The 16618-nt window shown below is 65.6% G+C and carries 12 protein-coding genes and 1 pseudogene; 7 read left to right on the top strand and 6 right to left on the bottom strand.

Going from position 1 to position 16618, the window contains the following annotated elements; translation table 11 throughout:
• The 4 genes and pseudogenes from DY468_RS03845 to DY468_RS03830 all read right to left on the bottom strand — a co-directional run.
• Window positions 1-336: pseudogene (locus tag DY468_RS03845) on the bottom strand (sensor histidine kinase); the annotation flags it as partial.
• Complete coding sequence (locus DY468_RS03840; protein ID WP_164602543.1) at window positions 336-998, bottom strand: response regulator transcription factor; 663 nt, start codon at window positions 996-998, stop codon at window positions 336-338. The gene DY468_RS03840 and the pseudogene DY468_RS03845, both read right to left, overlap by 1 nt.
• 28 nt (window positions 999-1026) lie before the next feature.
• On the bottom strand, window positions 1027-1515 hold the full coding sequence (locus tag DY468_RS03835) for a hypothetical protein (protein ID WP_164602541.1): 489 nt from the start codon (window positions 1513-1515) through the stop codon (window positions 1027-1029).
• 386 nt (window positions 1516-1901) lie between these two features.
• Window positions 1902-5102, bottom strand: coding sequence for an Rne/Rng family ribonuclease (locus tag DY468_RS03830; protein ID WP_164602539.1), 3201 nt, complete (start codon window positions 5100-5102; stop codon window positions 1902-1904).
• 701 nt (window positions 5103-5803) lie between these two features.
• Between DY468_RS03830 and DY468_RS03825 the strand changes: the two genes are divergently transcribed.
• The 7 genes from DY468_RS03825 (at window position 5804) to DY468_RS03795 (ending at window position 14491) form a co-directional block, all read left to right on the top strand.
• The gene (locus DY468_RS03825) at window positions 5804-7114 is read left to right on the top strand and encodes an N-acetylmuramoyl-L-alanine amidase (protein WP_164602537.1); all 1311 of its coding nucleotides are present in this window, start codon (window positions 5804-5806) and stop codon (window positions 7112-7114) included.
• Between the two features lie 207 nt (window positions 7115-7321).
• The gene (locus DY468_RS03820; RefSeq protein WP_164602535.1) at window positions 7322-9820 is read left to right on the top strand and encodes a penicillin-binding protein 1A; all 2499 of its coding nucleotides are present in this window, start codon (window positions 7322-7324) and stop codon (window positions 9818-9820) included.
• 125 nt (window positions 9821-9945) lie between these two features.
• A protein-coding gene (prfB, locus tag DY468_RS03815) for a peptide chain release factor 2 (RefSeq protein WP_164602533.1) occupies window positions 9946-11077 on the top strand; the annotation gives its coding sequence in 2 pieces (ribosomal slippage) (window positions 9946-10014 and window positions 10016-11077; 1131 coding nt in all).
• Between the two features lie 6 nt (window positions 11078-11083).
• Window positions 11084-11974: an NAD(P)-dependent oxidoreductase gene (locus tag DY468_RS03810; RefSeq protein WP_164602531.1), complete on the top strand. Its 891-nt coding sequence runs from the start codon at window positions 11084-11086 to the stop codon at window positions 11972-11974.
• Window positions 11975-12217: 243 nt separating this feature from the next.
• Window positions 12218-13069, top strand: a complete 852-nt coding sequence (locus tag DY468_RS03805; RefSeq protein ID WP_164602529.1) for an NAD(P)-dependent oxidoreductase — start codon at window positions 12218-12220, stop codon at window positions 13067-13069.
• A 75-nt stretch (window positions 13070-13144) separates the two neighbouring features.
• Window positions 13145-13354 (top strand): hypothetical protein, encoded by a 210-nt coding sequence (locus DY468_RS03800; protein ID WP_164602527.1) that lies wholly within the window; start codon window positions 13145-13147, stop codon window positions 13352-13354.
• A gap of 210 nt (window positions 13355-13564) precedes the next feature.
• The gene (locus DY468_RS03795; protein WP_164602525.1) at window positions 13565-14491 is read left to right on the top strand and encodes a DMT family transporter; all 927 of its coding nucleotides are present in this window, start codon (window positions 13565-13567) and stop codon (window positions 14489-14491) included.
• On the opposite strand, the gene DY468_RS03790 is transcribed toward DY468_RS03795, so the two are convergent.
• Window positions 14488-15864 carry a M23 family metallopeptidase gene (locus tag DY468_RS03790; RefSeq protein WP_164602523.1) on the bottom strand — a complete coding sequence of 459 codons (1377 nt, stop codon included), beginning with the start codon at window positions 15862-15864 and terminating at the stop codon, window positions 14488-14490. The two genes, DY468_RS03795 and DY468_RS03790, sit on opposite strands and share 4 nt — an antisense overlap.
• Window positions 15865-15957: 93 nt before the next feature.
• Window positions 15958-16560, bottom strand: a complete 603-nt coding sequence (locus DY468_RS03785) for a peroxiredoxin (protein WP_164602521.1) — start codon at window positions 16558-16560, stop codon at window positions 15958-15960.
• Between the last annotated feature and the right edge of the window lie 58 nt (window positions 16561-16618).

Here is a 16618-nt window from a genome sequence, read left to right as displayed (position 1 = left end):
GCCATCGACATCGGGCGTCTGGAAATCGTCGCCTCCCAGGGAACGCGACCGCAACACGTTTGCGGGAGACGAGATCTTCCAGTACCAGCCTCGTCCCGGCCGGTCGAACGGTGGTCCATCGGCATTTCCAGCGATCATTAGTCGTCCATCTTTGCCGACTTGGAGCGTCGATGCGAGAAAGGCGATCTGCGCATCCAGCCTTTGATCGACCTGTCCTTGGACGAAACGGTGCAGAACGAAGGCTATCAGAATCGTCGCGATGATCAGCGCGGCGGCAATAAAGGCTCCGGCTGCGACCAGAAGACGCCGGCTCAGCGAGGCCGTCGCGCCTGCCATCACACGCCTGCGGTGAGTTTGTAGCCGCGGCCGCGCTCGGTCTCGATCATCGATTTTCCGATTTTCTTGCGTAGCCGCGCAACGATCACTTCGATTGAATTCGAGTCCGTTCCGACATCGCCTTCGTACACTTTCTCCGACAACAGACTGCGTTCGACCACGTTCTCCTTGCGCATCATCAAGCATTCCAGCACACGCCACTCCAGCGCAGTGAGCTTGAGCGGCAGCCCGCCCAGTTCGAATTGTCCGGTCGGCGCCTCGAATGTCAGTGGCCCGCAGGAAATCCGGGACGCCGCGTGTCCCGCCGAGCGGCGCACCAGCGCGCGCAGCCGCATTACGAGTTCTTCGACTCGGAACGGCTTGGTGAGATAGTCGTCTGCCCCGGCCTTGAAGCCGTCGACCTTGTCGGTCCAGCCGTCGCGTGCGGTGAGGATCAGCACCGGGAAATGCCGTTCCTGCTTGCGCCACCGCTGCAGGACCTCCACCCCGGGAACTTTGGGTAATCCGAGATCGAGTACTGCGGCGTCGTAGGATTCCGTTTCGCCGAGGTGCTGGCCGTCCTCACCCGTCACCGCGTGATCGACGGCAAAGTTCTGCTCGCGCAACGCGCGAGTGAGTTCTTTCGCCAGCATGCGATCGTCTTCGACAAGCAGGATCTTCATTTACGGCCTCGTAGCGGACCTACGTCGTTCAGATTAACCCAAACTGAACGAAACGGTTCAGGCTGGATTGGGCCGGCCCCGCTAACGTCGCGCCATCCTCACTGACGAGAGATGGACCATGAATGACACTGATACACACGATCCGAACTCCTCGCTGCCGGTACGTCGCTTCGCGCGTCATCGCAGCTTTCTCGGCGGCATCGCGCTGGCGGTTCTCGTCGTAGGGGCAGCGGCAGGCGCGGGGGGCGTGAAGCTCGCGCAGAACTGGCAACCGCAAAGCGTGATGCTGCTGCCGCCAACCGCCATCGATCAGATGCAGGCCGATCAACCCGTGGCGGTCAAGGGTAGCGTTGCGGAGATCTACGGTAACAAGTTTATTCTCGACGATGGACGCGGCCGCGCGCTGGTCGATCTCGGGCCGCGAGGCGAGGACGCCAACCCGGTGACGAAGGGCGAGACTGTGACCGTGCAGGGAATCTTCGATCGCGGTGTCGTGCGTGCCCAAATTGTCGCGCATGCGGATGGCCGCAACGAGGCCTTCGGTCCTCCGGGACCGCCGCCTCCGCCGCCCGGCCGAGCAGCTCCGCCGCCGCCTCCCGGCGCTCCGCCGCCGCGTGCGGAAGCGTGCCCGCCACCTCCGCCGCCGCCCGGAGAAAGGCCGCCTTACGCTGGTGGTCCGCCGCCGCGAGCGATGTGAGCTGACGACGGATTCGGCCGGCGCAACCAACACCCACGTTAGTCTCTCATCGGCTTCGGCGATGTGCGACTGACGTGCTGCTTTTCTGCACTCGGGCTGTCGCCACCGTCACTGCCGTCGGGGCAAAGCTGAGCAGTTTGCCGCCGTAAACGAAAACTGCCCGGCTGGGAGGCCGGGCAGTTCTCTTACGATTGATCGCGATGAGCTCAGTTGCCGCCGCCGAACCGGCGGGACCACCAGCCGACACGACGCGGGGCGGTCGGGGCGGGCTCTTGCGCCGGCTCCGCGGCTACTTGCGGCGAGGGGGGTACAGCCGGGCTCTCGACCGCAGGCTCGGACGCCATCGGTCGGTCGGTCTGAGCGGACGGCGCGTGCTCTGTCGCGGCAGCCGGCTCCACCGTCGTCTCCGACGCTGCGGCGGGGGTGCCGAAGCTCACCTTTTCGCGCACCGTGGAGCGCCGACGCGCGGCCTTCTTGGCTGCCGTGTCGTCTTCGTCCGAATGGTCGGCACCGTCTGACGCCGCAACCGGGGCGGCCGGCGGCTCAGAGTGCGCAACCTGCTGCGGCTGTTCAGTTTCGACAGCCGGTTCGAAGCTGGGCTGCACCGAAGGGCTGCCGCCGTCGATGTCGGCTACAGCCTCGGCGACCTCGGGCTCGTCGGTCGGCGCCAGCTCGTCGCTGATCGATTCGACCAGGCCATTCTCAGCTTCCGAACCTTCCTGACCGCCGCGACGGCGACGGCCTCCGCGTCGACCGCGACGGCGCGGACGGCGTTCGCCGTTCTCGCCCTGCTCGGCGCGGGCTTCGCCCTCGTTGTCGTCGTCACCGGCCTCGTCGCCCTCATCAGCTTCGCCGACCTGTTCGACGCCTTCGGCCGCGAACGGCTGTTCGCCGTCTTCCGCCGACGCGCCGAGTTCGGCGGTCTCGCGCGGTTCACCCGAACGCCGACGCCGACGCCGACGGCGGCGCTTGCGGCCTTCGCTCTCGGTATCGCCGGCTTCGCCGGCCTGATCCTCGGTGAGGCCGACAGTCTCCTCGGTCTCGATTTCCGCCTCGAAGTCGTAACCGTCCTCGTCGTCGGGCTCTTCGATCGGCGCCGGGGAGGCCGCGACCTGCGCTGCGAGCAGGGCCTTGGCGGTTTCCAGCGTGTGGATCTGTTCGCCGCGGTCGATCACGAACGACTGCTGACCGCTGACCGTGGGATCGGCCATCACCGACAGCGACACCTTGAAGCCGGTCTCGAGGTCGCGCAGGTGACCGCGCTTGTGGTTGAGCACATACAGCGCCACGTCGGTGCGGGTCCGCACGATCAGATTGTGCGTCGCGCCCTTCATCAGCACTTCTTCGAGGCCGCGCAGCAGCTGCAGCGCCACCGAAGACACCGAGCGGACGTGGCCCGAGCCGCCGCAATGCGGGCAGGGCTCGGTCGAGCTTTCCAGCACGCTGGCGCGGATGCGCTGGCGCGACATCTCAAGCAGGCCGAAATGCGAGATGCGGCCGACCTGGATGCGGGCGCGATCCTGCCGCAGGCAGTCGCTGAGCTTACGCTCGACCGCGCGGTTGTTGCGCTTCTCGTCCATGTCGATGAAGTCGATGACGATCAGGCCGGCGAGGTCGCGCAGCCGGAGCTGCCGGGCGACTTCCTCGGCGGCCTCCATGTTGGTCTTGAGCGCGGTGTCCTCGATGTGGTGCTCGCGGGTCGAGCGTCCGGAGTTGACGTCGATCGAGACCAGCGCTTCGGTCTGGTTGATGACGATGTAGCCGCCGGAGCGAAGCTGCACGGTCGGCGAGAACATCGCGTCGAGCTGGCTCTCGACGCCCATCCGCGAGAACAGCGGCTGGCCGTCGCGATACAGCTTCACCGCGCGGACCTGCGACGGCATCAGCATGTGCATGAAGTCGCGGGCCTCGCGATAGCCGGCTTCGCCGGCCACCAGCACCTCGTCGATCTCCTTGTTGTAGAGGTCGCGCAGCGAGCGCTTGATCAGCGAGCCTTCCTCGTAGACCAGCTTCGGCGCCTGCGAATTCAGCGTGACGTCGCGCACCGTCTCCCACATCCGGATCAGGTATTCGAAGTCGCGCTTGATCTCGGGCTTGGTCCGCGAGGCGCCGGCGGTGCGCAGGATCACGCCCATGCCTTCCGGCACGTCGAGGTCCTGCACCACTTCCTTCAGCCGCGAGCGGTCCTGCGCCGAGGTGATCTTGCGGCTGATGCCGCCGCCGCGGGCGGTGTTCGGCATCAGCACGGCGTAGCGGCCGGCCAGCGACAGGTAGGTGGTGAGCGCCGCGCCCTTGTTGCCGCGCTCTTCCTTGACCACCTGCACCAGCATCACCTGGCGGCGCTTGATGACTTCCTGGATTTTGTATTGCCGGCGCGGACGGAAGGCGCGTTCCGGCACTTCCTCGAGCACGTCGTCACCGCCGACGGACTCGACGACGTCCTCTTCGGCTTCCTCGTCGTCTTCTTCCTCGTCGTCCTCGGCTTCGGCGTCAGCCTCATGCTCGGCTTCAACGTGATCGTCGTGCGCCTCGTGGAGGTCTTCCGCCTCGTGATGTTCGTCGATCGGGAACGGCGCGTCCTCGGGGTAGCTGGCGCCGTCTTCGTCGTGGTCGTCGTCGTGCGCATCGGTTTCGTCGTGCGACGCTGCGATCTGCGCAGCTTCGACCGGCGCGTGAGCTTCGGGAGCCGCGGGCTGCTCAGCCGCGACTGGCTCGGCCGCAGCATTCACCTCAGGCTCGGACGGAGCAGGGGCTTCGGACGGCGCGGCTTCAGCCTGGATATGGTCGTGACCGGCGGCTGCGTGATCGGCGGCCGCGTGATCGGCGTCGTGCTGCTCGGCGGTCTCACCCTCCGGCAGCTCGTGCATCAGCGGCTCGTCGTGTGCGCCGGCTTCGGTGGCTCCGACCTCGTGCGTCTCGGCGTCCTGTGCTGACAGGTGAGGCTCGGCCTCATGGGCCTCCGACTGTTCGGCAATCGGATGCGGCTGCTCGGCGACGTCGGCCGCAGCTTCAACGATCTCGCTCTGCACCCGCTCGCCGTTGTTGCGGCGGCGATGGCTGCGATGCCGCGACCGGCGGCGGCTGGAGCGCTGCTCGCTTTCCTCTTCGGCTTCCCGGTGGGCGCGTTCGTCGGCTTCGATCAAGGCCTGCCGGTCGGCGACCGGAATTTGATAATAGTCGGGATGGATTTCGCTGAACGCGAGGAAGCCGTGACGATTGCCGCCGTATTCGATGAATGCGGCCTGCAGCGAGGGTTCGACCCGGGTGACTTTCGCGAGATAGATGTTGCCGCGGAGTTGTTTGCGCTGGGCGGTTTCGAAATCAAACTCTTCGACGCGGTTGCCACGGACCACGACCACCCGGGTCTCTTCCGGGTGGGTGGCGTCGATCAGCATCTTGTTGGCCATTTTTGAACTCATGTCGGCGAAGCGCGCGCGAAACGGCTCGCGCACGCAGCGCGGCCGGCAGACGCGACGGTCCACCTGATTCGGGGGTGAGGGGAAGGCCGAAACGCGTCGCGGTGTGCCGTGCCGGTTGGAGACCCGAGGCGACGCGCAAAGCGAAGCGAGAGCTTCGCCGCGGCGCGGCCTTTGCGTGGGTCGGTTTCGGCATCGCAGTCTGGCGCATTAAGCGTCGGCCCGTCTGAACAGGTGGCGGCTCGATCGGCCGCCGTGTCGTCTCGCTGATGGGCCGGCTCCGCGCCGAGGCGCTAAGCCGGAGTGAGGCATTCAGCCGGTGAGCCGAATGTGGTCGGTCATGAAGTGTTGAACCGTCCCTGGTACGAGAGAAGGCCCGGGGACGGACGCCGTTCGGGCTGGGCCGGCACTCCTTGACCTGCCGCGCAATGCGCTGGCTCGGAGGGGCCGGCAAAACGCAAAATCCGCCGGATTGGGTTCGGGGGACTTGGCGCTGCACCGAGTGGCTGAACGCGACACAACCGGTAGTATAGACCGTCAGCAGTAAATACATACGTGGATTGGGTGTCGGTTGCAAGGCAAGCGTCGCGGCCCGGCAACACTCCGCAGGTTTCATCCCGAGGTCATTTAAGCTCCAATTAACCGTGCGGTTCTATTGCGGTACAACGACTTCCGGGAGGAGTGGGATTCGTTTGGCACGCCGCGCAAATCATTTTGTTTTGTTCAATGCGCTTGTCGCGTGCGCTGCAGCATCTCTGTGTCTGACGCCGGCGGCGGCCAATCCAGCCATCGCCGAGCCTGCGGCGAGTGCAGCGGTGACGACGCCGGCCAGTTTCCCGACCGCATCCGACGCCCGTGTCGCCGGTGACGACAAGCAGACCCGCTTGATCGTCGATCTGGACGAGAAGGTGCCGCTGCGTGCGTTCGCGCTGGCCGATCCCTATCGGGTGGTGATCGATCTGCCGCAGATCAATTTCCGGCTTCCGAAAGGGACCGGTGAAGATGGGCGCGGCTTGATCAAGGCATTCCGCTATGGGCTGGTGATGCCAGGCGGGTCCCGGATCGTGCTCGACCTGACCGGGCCGGCGAAGATTGCCAAGACCGAAATGCTCGATCCCGCCAATGGTCAGCCCGCGCGCCTCGTGATCGACCTCGAATCGATCGACCGGGCCGCTTTCATGCAGGCTTTGCGGACAGCCGACAGTGTCGCCGAGCTGCGGCCGACCGTGGCGGGCGCCGAGACCACCGCGAGCGTGCCGCGCAGCGCGCCGATGCCCAAGGTGGAGCGCGACGACCCGCGGCCGGTGGGGGTGATCGATCCTGGTCATGGCGGGATCGACAATGGCACCCAATCGGCCGATGGCATTGCCGAGAAGAGCATCGTGCTGGACTTCGCCGTCGCGCTGCGCGACCGGCTCACGCAGCAAGGCAAATTCCGGGTGGTGCTGACCCGCGACGACGACACGTTCATTCCGCTCAACGACCGGGTGAAGATCGCCCGTGAACAGTCGGCTTCGCTGTTCGTATCGATCCACGCCGACGCGCTGCCGCGGCGCGAGGGCGACGCCCAAGGGGCGACGATTTACACCTTGTCGGACAAGGCGTCCGACGCCGAAGCGCAGCGGTTGGCTGATGCCGAAAACAAGGCCGACGCGATCGGCGGCGTCAATCTCACCGAAGAGCCGACCGACGTCGCCGACATTCTGATCGACCTCGCCCAGCGCGAGACCAAGACGTTCGCCAATCGATTCGCCCAGCAACTGATGAAGGACATGAAAACCGCGACTCGGATGCACAAACGTCCGTTGAAGTCGGCCGGATTCCGGGTGCTGAAGGCGCCCGACGTTCCGTCGGTGCTGATCGAGCTCGGTTACGTGTCCAACAAGGCCGATCTACTGCACCTGATGTCCGAGCAATGGCGCAGCAAAACCGTCGGGGCGGTCGCCCAGGCGATCGATTCGTTTTTGAGCAAGCGGCTGGTTTCGGCCGGCTCGCCCGGATAATCTCGGGATTTCCGGTACGGTGGCGGGGCGCAACGGGCCCTAGTTTGGCCACAGCGTAAGTTCTATAAGACGTTCTGCGCGGTTCGCGAGGTCGATTGCAATTGGGCCTCGCCCGGTCGCGTGTACCGTCCGGGTTGCGAACGACGGCATTCTCGGTCAAGGGACATCCGCCGCGAGGCGCGGCCCTGGATGAAACGGAACTCTCTGATGCGCTTGCTGCTGCGTTTCTTCGGCTTCCTGTTCGCGGCCGGAACGATCGTGTTCCTGGTCGGCGTCGCGGCTGTCGCCGGACTGATCTGGCATTTCTCCAAAGATCTGCCGGACTACTCGCAGCTTCAGGATTACGAACCGCCGGTGATGACCCGGGTTCATGCGTCCGACGGCTCGCTGCTCGCCGAATACGCCAAGGAGCGCCGGCTGTATCTGCCGATCCAGGCGGTCCCGAAACTCGTGATCAACGCGTTTCTCGCTGCCGAAGACAAGAATTTCTACGAGCACGGCGGTATCGACTATCAGGGCATGGGGCGTGCCGCGCTGCTGTATGCCCAGAACATCGGCACCAACCGCCGGCCGCAGGGCGCCTCGACCATCACCCAGCAGGTTGCCAAGAACTTCCTTCTGACCAACGAGGTGTCGTTCACCCGTAAGATCAAGGAAGCGCTGCTGGCGATGCGGATCGAGCGCGCCTATTCGAAGGACAAGATCCTCGAACTGTATCTCAATGAAATCTATCTCGGCCTCGGCGCCTATGGCATCGCCGCCGCCTCGCTGGTGTATTTCGACAAGTCGGTCAACGAACTCACCGTTTCGGAGGCTGCCTATCTGGCGGCGCTGCCGAAGGCGCCGTCGTCGCTGCACCCGGTGAAGAACCACGACCGCGCGGTCGAGCGCCGCAACTACGTGATCGACCGCCTGCTTGAGAACGGCTGGATCAGTCAAGCCGACGCCGATAAGGCGCGCAAGTCGCCGCTCACCGTCACCAATCGCGGCAACCTCGCCCACACCTTCGCTGGCGAGTATTTCGCCGAGGAAGTCCGCCGCGACATCTTCGAGCGCTACGGCGAGAAGAAGCTGTACGAGGGAGGGCTGTCGGTCCGCACGACGCTCGATCCCAAGCTTCAAGTCGAGGCGCGAAAGACCATGGTGGCGGGCCTCGTCCGCTACGACGAGGCGCGCGGCTGGCGCGGGCCGGTCCACAAGCTGGATATCTCCGGCGACTGGGGCGTCAAGCTCGCCGACGTCAAAGCGCTGGCCGACATCACGCCGTGGCGGATGGCGGTGGTGCTGGAGACGTCCGACCAGTCGGCGCGGATCGGCTTGCAGCCCGGCCGAGAACTCGGCGGCGCGATCTCGAAGCAACGCGAGACCGGTCTGGTCACGCTCGAGGGCGTGAAATGGGCCAAGCCGACCAGCGGCCCGTCTCGCGGCAAGACCCCGCGAACGGTCTCGGACGTGCTGTCGCCCGGCGACGTCGTCTATGTCGATCCGCTGCTCGACAAGGACGGCAAAGCGATCGAAGGTCAGTACCGGCTGCGGCAGATCCCCGAAGTGTCGGGCGCGATGGTGGCGATGGACCCGTGGACCGGCCGCGTGCTGGCGATGGTCGGCGGCTTCTCGTTCGACCAGAGCCAGTTCAACCGTGCCACCCAGGCCTATCGGCAGCCGGGCTCGTCGTTCAAGCCGCTGGTGTATTCGGCCGCGATGGATAATGGCTACACCCCGTCCACGGTGGTGATCGACGCCCCGATCGAGATCGATCAGGGGCAGGGCGTCGGAGTGTGGCGGCCGGAGAACTATTCCACAGGCAAGTATTACGGCCCGACAACGCTGCGCAACGCGCTGCAGCGCTCGCTCAACACCGTGACGGTGCGGCTCGCACAGGACATCGGCATGCCGCTGATCGGCGAATACGCCAAGCGGTTCGGCGTCTATGACGACCTGCCGAACTATCTGTCGTATGCGCTCGGTGCCGGCGAGACCACGGTGATGCGGATGGTCACTGCCTATTCGATGTTCGCCAATGGCGGACGGCGGGTGAAGGCGACGCTGATCGACCGGATTCAGGACCGCTACGGCCACACCATCTTCAAGCACGATCAGCGCGAGTGCCGCGGCTGCGAGGCGCCGGAAGGATGGCACAACCAGCCCGAACCGCAGCTCGTCGACCGCCGCGAGCAGGTGCTCGATCCGATGACCGCCTATCAGATCACATCGATGATGGAAGGCGTGGTGCAAGCCGGCACCGCCACGGTTGTGCGCGAGGTCGGCAAGCCGATCGCCGGCAAGACCGGCACCACCAACGACGAGAAGGACGCCTGGTTCATCGGCTTCTCGCCGGACCTCGTGGTCGGCGTGTATTTCGGCTACGACAAGCCGCGCAACCTCGGCCGCGGTGCCACTGGCGGTCATCTCGCTGCGCCGGTCGCCAAGGACTTCTTCAAGCTCGCGCTCGCCGACAAGCCTGCCGTTCCGTTCCGCGTGCCGGCCGGCATCAAGCTGATCCGGGTCGATGCCAAGAGCGGCATGCGGGCCGGGCCGGGCGACGGCCGCACCATTCTCGAAGCGTTCAAGCCGGGCACCGCGCCGCCGGACAATTACTCGGTGATCGGTGTCGCCGATGCCGATGGCCGACAGCAACAGCAGCAGGCGGCGCCGCCGCCGGACGATCGCGGCTTCTTCCGGCCGGGCACCGGCGGACTTTATTGATCCGGCCCTTATTGATCCGGTCTGGATTGGTTCGGCTTCGATCCCAACGGGCGATTGCGCTTTGCCGCGTCGCCCGTTAAATCGCGTCTCAGCATTCGCGGCATCGCCGCTTCCGAAGAGATCCCATGCGCGCAGAAATCGAACGCCTTGTCGAAGAGATCAAGCAGTCAGTCGGGCTGCTGAGGAGGCATCTTTGACGTCGATCAGTCGACCGTCCGCCTCGCGGAGCTGAACAAGCTCGCCGAGGATCCCGACCTCTGGAACGATCCGCAGAAGGCCCAGAAGCTGATGCAGGAGCGGACCTCGCTTGAGGATTCGCTCACCGGCATCGGCAAGGTCGAACGTGAGCTGACCGACAATATCGAGATGATCGAACTCGGCGAAGCCGAGGGCGACGAAGGCATCGTCAAGGAAGCCGAGGACGCGCTCAAGGCGCTGAAGAAGGAAGTGGCGCGCCGCGAGCTGGAAGCGCTGCTGTCCGGCGAGGCCGATCGTTTCGACACCTATCTCGAAGTCCACGCCGGCGCCGGCGGCACCGAGAGCCAGGATTGGGCCTCGATGCTGCTGCGGATGTACGTCCGCTGGGCGGAGAAGCACGGCTTCAAGATCGAGTATCTCGAAGAGTCCGAGGGCGAAGAGGCGGGGATCAAATCGGCGACGATTCAGATCTCCGGCCACAACGCCTATGGCTGGCTGAAGACCGAGGCCGGCGTGCATCGCCTGGTGCGGATCTCGCCGTTCGATTCCAACGCCCGCCGGCACACCTCGTTCTCGTCGGTGCAGATTTTCCCCGTGATCGACAATTCGATCAAGATTGACATCGCCGAGTCCGACGTTCGTGTCGACACGATGCGGTCGGGCGGCGCCGGCGGTCAGCACGTCAACAAGACCGAATCCGCGGTGCGCCTGACGCACATCCCGACCGGCGTCGCGGTGGTCTGTCAGGCCGGCCGGTCGCAGCACAAGAACCGCGCCCAGGCATGGGACATGCTGCGCGCGCGGCTGTACGAGATCGAGCTGAAGAAGCGCGAAGAGCAGGCCGCAGCCGACCAGGCCGCCAAGACCGACATCGGCTGGGGCCACCAGATCCGCTCCTATGTGCTGCAGCCGTATCAGATGGTGAAGGACCTGCGCACCGGGGTGCAGACCTCCGACACCGCCGGCGTGCTCGACGGCGACCTCGACGAGTTCATGGCCGCCACCCTGGCCCAGCGCGCCTTCGGCGGCGGGCCGGGCGCGATCGAGGACGTCGACTGAGCCGCGATGGCGCATCCGCCCCGAACCCGTGTCGCCTTCCTCGGCCTCGGCAAGATGGGCCACGGCATGGCCGGGCGGCTGCTCGATGCGGGCTTCGACGTTGCCGTGTGGAATCGCAGCAAGGCCAAGGCGGACGATCTGATCGGCCGCGGCGCTCGGTGGGCAGATAGTCCCGCCGAAGCCGCGCGCGAGACCCGTGCCATCCTGACGATGGTCGCCGACGCCGCCGCCTCGCAGGCGGTGTGGCTCGGTCCCGAGGGCGCGGCATCGACCGCCCCAGCGGATGCGCTGGCGATCGAATGTTCGACGGTGTCGCATCAACATGCCCTCGACATGGCCGCCGCGCTACGCGCGCGAGATCTCGTCTACATTGATTGTCCGGTCACCGGGCTGCCCGATGCCGCTGCGCGCGGCGAGCTGACGCTGCTGATCGGCGCCGAGCCGAACGACCTCGATCAGGCGCGGCCGTTCCTCGCGCCGCTGAGCCAGACGATCCGCCATTTCGGCCCGGTGGGCACTGGCACCGTCTACAAGCTGATCAACAATCTGATGGGCGCGATCCAGATTGCCGGCATCGCCGAAGGCCTTGCGATCGCCGAGCACGCCGGCCTCGACATGACGCTGGTACGCGAAGCGATCCTCAGTAGCGTCGTTGCGAGTCCGCAGGTGCTCCGCCACGCGCCCCGGATGATCGCGCGCGATTTCGCCAACGCGACCTTTACGGCTGCGCTCCGGCACAAGGATGCGGTGTATGCGCTGAATCTCGGCGAAGCGCTCCTGCCGCATCTCCCGCTCAGCCGTGCTGCGGTCGAGATCTACGCCAAAGCTGCAGCCGCCATCCCCGCCGAGGATGAGGGGCGGCTGATCGAGTTGTTGTCGGATCAGTCTCGAGTTTGAGAATCGTGATTCTCTAAAGCGCGTCGTTCGCTCAGTGCGGCTCGACCGATTTGCGGTTGCGCGGGTTGGTTGTGTCGACGCTGGCCGATGTCGGGCTGCTGAACCTGGCGGAGGAGCGGCCCGCGTTCCTCGTATGCGTCGATCGACCTTCCGATATAATCAGCGTCTTCTATCTCTAGGACATTGGCGCATTTGCTGCGGCGCGGACTCGCGTCTGGCGGACGTTTGGCATCGGAGAACACAATGGACATCGGCATCATCGGATTGGGCGCCATGGGGCGCGGCATGGCGCGGAATCTCGCAGCCGCCGGGCATCGGGTGAAAGCGTGGAATCGCTCGGGCGGCACGATCGATGGGGTGACCATGGTCGACACCCCGGTCGACGCGCTGCAGGGCGACGTCGCGCTGACGATGTTGTCGGACGATGCTGTGATCCGTTCGGTGCTGCTCGACAGCGGCGCTCTGAGCAAGGCGAACAAGAGCCTCGTTCATGTCGTGACATCTACCATCTCGGTGGCGTTCGCGCGGGAACTGGTCGACGTCCACGCCAACGCCGGCATTCGCTACGTGTCCGCGCCGGTGCTCGGCCGGCCGGACGTCGCCGCTGCCGGCCAGTTGAACATCCTGGCCGGCGGGCCGGTCGACGCAGTGGAAGCGGTGCGGCCGGTGCTCGAAGTGATCGGCGGCAAGATCTGGGACATGGGGACCGAGGCGCTGACCGCGAACGCCGCCAAGGTCGCCTGCAACATGATGATCACCATGGCGATCGAGGCGATGGCCGAAGGCGTGGTGCTCACCGAGGCCAACGGGCTGCCGCGCGAGCGCTTCTTCGAACTTATTCTCGGCACGCTGTTCGGCAGCCGATCCTATCAGGTGTATTCGGCGATCATCGCAGAGGGCAAGTACCAGCCTGGTTTCAAGGCGGTGCTCGGCCTCAAGGATCTCCGCCTCGCCACTGAGGCTGCCGAACAGGCCGGCCGAGAGCTGCCGATGCTCAGCGCCGTTCACCGCCAGATGGCGGAAACCGTCGCTTCGGGGCAGGGCGAACGCGACTGGGCGGCGATGGCGGAGTACACCATCCGCGGCGGAAAATAGCGGGCCGCGGCGCGTTCCGATGCGTCTTCGCCTATCCGGAGGCGGCCAAGCCTGACGCAGACCCGACCGATCCTGTTGCGGCTGGCAGAAGCCTACGGACGCTTCGGTGAGACGAACGAGGATGATCGTTACGCGATCATGCGCTGGCTGTTCTGGGACAATCCCAGGCTGTCCGGCTACATGGCGGTGTACTGCTATCTGCGCGCATTCACTCCAGCGCCCGACGAGGATGTGCTTGGATTCCTGCGCAAGCGCATCGACGATTGCCTCAGTGTCGCCGAATGACATTTCGAGACGAACGCTTTGGCCAGCTGGGTCTCGCCATCGGTCGCCGATATCGCTGACAAGTTGCGGCTGTTCGCCGGCGCGGACTAGTTGCTGCGGCTGACGATGTCTCCATAAGCGTCTGAAGATGTGATCCGCGCGACGGACGCTCGGAATTCGGGTGGCGGGGCAACGCCGCGCGGCTGATGACTGACGCAGCGAGGTGCGCTCATGACGTCAGCCATTCATCCGATTCATCCGCGAGACTGGGCTCTCTTGATCGCGCTGTCGATCCTGTGGGGAGCATCGTTCTTCTGCGTCGGTGTCGCCCTGAAGGAGCTGCCGCCGTTCACCATCGTTTTTCTTCGTGCGGCGATCGCTGCGCTGGTGCTGCTCTTGATTGTCTGGCTCCGCGGGATTCCGATGCCACGCGGGGGCGCCGGATGGCTGCCCTTCGTCGGAATGGCCTGTCTCAACTACGTCGTTCCGTTTTCCTGCCTCGCGACCGGGCAGACCTTCATCTCGACCGGCCTTGCGTCGGTGCTCAACGCGACGACGCCATTGTTCACCGTTGTCGTCATGGCGGCCGCCGGAGAGGAGCGGCTGACAGCCCGGCGTGTCGTCGGAGTCGTGGTCGGCGTGACCGGAGTTGCCGTCCTGCGCGGAGTGGATCTGCGGCAAGCCGAGACGGGGATCGGCGTGGCGCTGTGTCTGTGCGCGGCTTTGTCGTATGGCCTGTCGGCGCTGCTGGCGCGACGACGCCTGAACGGCTTCGCTCCGCTCACCACGGCGACGGCGCAGATGGTCGTGGCGACCGTCGTCACCGGCGTCGTCGCTGCGTCGGTGGATCAGCCGTGGCGCCTGTCCGTTCCAAGTGCTTCTGCGATTTGGGCCGTGGTAGGACTTGGCACGCTCTCGACCGCGCTCGGCTACGTGCTGTTCTTCCGCATCATTGCGCGGTCGGGTTCGACCAACGTCATGCTGGTGACGTTGTTGATCCCGGTCACGGCCATTCTGCTCGGGACGGTCGTGCTGCACGAACACATCGGCATGCGCGAACTGATCGGCGCCGGCGTAATTGCCAGCGCGCTTCTTATTATCGACGGCCGAGCCGTCACCTGGTTTGAAAGTCGCCGTTGGCGGGGCGAGCGGCTCTAAGCCGCCCCCGCAAGCTTCACGCCCGCCCGCAGAAACTTCTGCGGGTCGACCGCTTCGCCGTCGATGCGGGTCTCGTAGTGCAGATGCGGACCGGTGGAGCGTCCGGTCGAGCCGATCTCGCCGACGACTTGGCCGATGCTGATATGCTGACCGACTTTGGCGATGATTTTCGACATATGGCCGTAGCGGGTCGACAGGCCGTTGCCGTGGTCGATCTCGACCATCTGGCCGTAGCCGCCCGCCCATCCGGCGCTGACCACTTTTCCCGCCGCAGTGGCGCGGACCGGATCGCCGGTCGAGCCGCGGAAGTCGAGGCCGGTGTGCATGGCCGGGCGGCCGAGGAACGGGTCGGTGCGCACGCCGAACCCCGACGACAGTTCGACCTCGCCGACCACCGGCTTGCGATAGGGCACCAGTGTCAGGACGCGGGTGAGCCGATCGACCTGAGCTGCGCTCAAGCTGATGCGATAGAGCTGGCGGTCGAAGCTCGACGCATTGCTGGACGGCGCTCGCACCGGCACGAACGGACCGCCGACGCCGCCGCCGCGGGGCGCCGCGGCTTCGAGCGAACGGGTGTTGAGGCCGAGGCTGCTGAGCGCGTCGCGCATCCGTCGGGCGCGGGATTCGTAGCTGTCTTCAACGGCGCCGAGAGCGGCGACCTGTTGCTTCTCGACCTGGTCGAGCGAATTCTGCAGCCGCGTCAGCACCGTTTCGACGCCTTGCGCCTTGGCATATTGCGTCGGTGGCCGTTCCGCTGCCGCCGGCGTAGTGCGGGACTGCAGCCGTGCCTCGCGGTCCGGAGGAGCGACGAAGATCACCGTGTCGTTGATCGGCGACGGCTTCGGCCGAGCGGTCGTCGCCTCACTGTCGAACGACGGAGTGCGGGTCGGCTTGATGCTGCCGGTGATCGCGACGTCGGGCAGGGCGCCGAGCGCACCGGCGCGGGATTCGAGTAGCGACTGCCGCCGCATGATCTGCTCGAGCTTCTTGTCGAACTGTTCCTGATCGAGCAACTGCCGGCTGGTGGTGCGGTCCACCTTGGCGCGCAGCTCGGCGATCCGATCCTCGTAGGCGTATTGCATCTCGGCCTGGCGCGCGATCAGTCGGGTCAGCACGTCGTCGCGGAAGGTGAAATAGGTGGCTGTGACTCCGGTCCAACCGCCGAGCAGCACAATTGTGCCGACCGCGATCCAGAACAGCACAGGACCGATCCGAACCTGCCGACCGGCATGGGCGATGGTGTAGCTACGCGCGTCCGGTGCCGGCCGTTGCACCGGCCGCGGCGGGCGAGCCGGGCGTGGTACGGCCGGGCGGGCTTGATCGTGGGCGTGAGGGTGAAGCGCTGCGGATGGATGGCCGGAACGGTAAGACATCGGAACTCCCGCGCCGATCGGAAACTCGCTACTGTTCCGCTCAAGGCGCGGGCCGATTTGACCCCTGCATGGTTAATTTTCAGAAAATGCGAACTAATTCGATCGCGCTGCGGTGAGAACCTGATCAGCGTGGCCGTCGACCTTGACGTTGCGCCAGACGTGGAGAATGCGTCCGTCTGGACCGACCAGAACCGTGGAGCGAATGATCCCTTCGAACTTGCGGCCGTACAACGATTTTTCACCCCAGGCGCCGTAGGCTTCGAGCATCGCGTGAGTCGGATCCGACAGCAGTGGCGTCGCGAGCTGATGCTTGTCGCGGAACGAGTCCTGGGCTTTCACCGAATCCGCCGAGACCCCGAGTATTGCGGTTCCGCAGGCCTCGAAGTCGGGCGCGAGCCGGGTGAAGTCGATGGCCTCACGGGTGCACCCCGGCGTGTTGGCCCGCGGGTAGAAGAACAGCACCAGCTTGCGGCCGGCAAAGTCGCCGAGCGAGACCGAGCCGCCGCCGTCGCGCGGCAGCGTGAAGTCCGGGGCCTTGCCGCCTTCGATCAAAGGGCTCGACTTGGCGGAGCCGGCGGTCTTTGCAGCCGCCTTGGCCGCAGGCTTGGAGGTTTTCTTGGCGGCGGAGGCTACGGCTTTCGGCTTCGCCGGTGTCTTCGCCTTCTTGGGGGATTTCTCGGGCGTTTGCTTGGACATGCGCCTTCCTTTCGTCGTTTTCGAAAGGTCAACATCGATCATCGCCAAGCGCGATGCG

The sequence above is a fragment of the Rhodopseudomonas sp. BR0M22 genome (assembly GCF_010907035.1).
In the GTDB taxonomy this organism is placed as follows: Bacteria; Pseudomonadota; Alphaproteobacteria; order Rhizobiales; family Xanthobacteraceae; genus Rhodopseudomonas.
The sequence above is the reverse complement of the archived record's forward strand: the minus strand, read 5'-3'. Positions and strand labels throughout refer to the sequence as shown.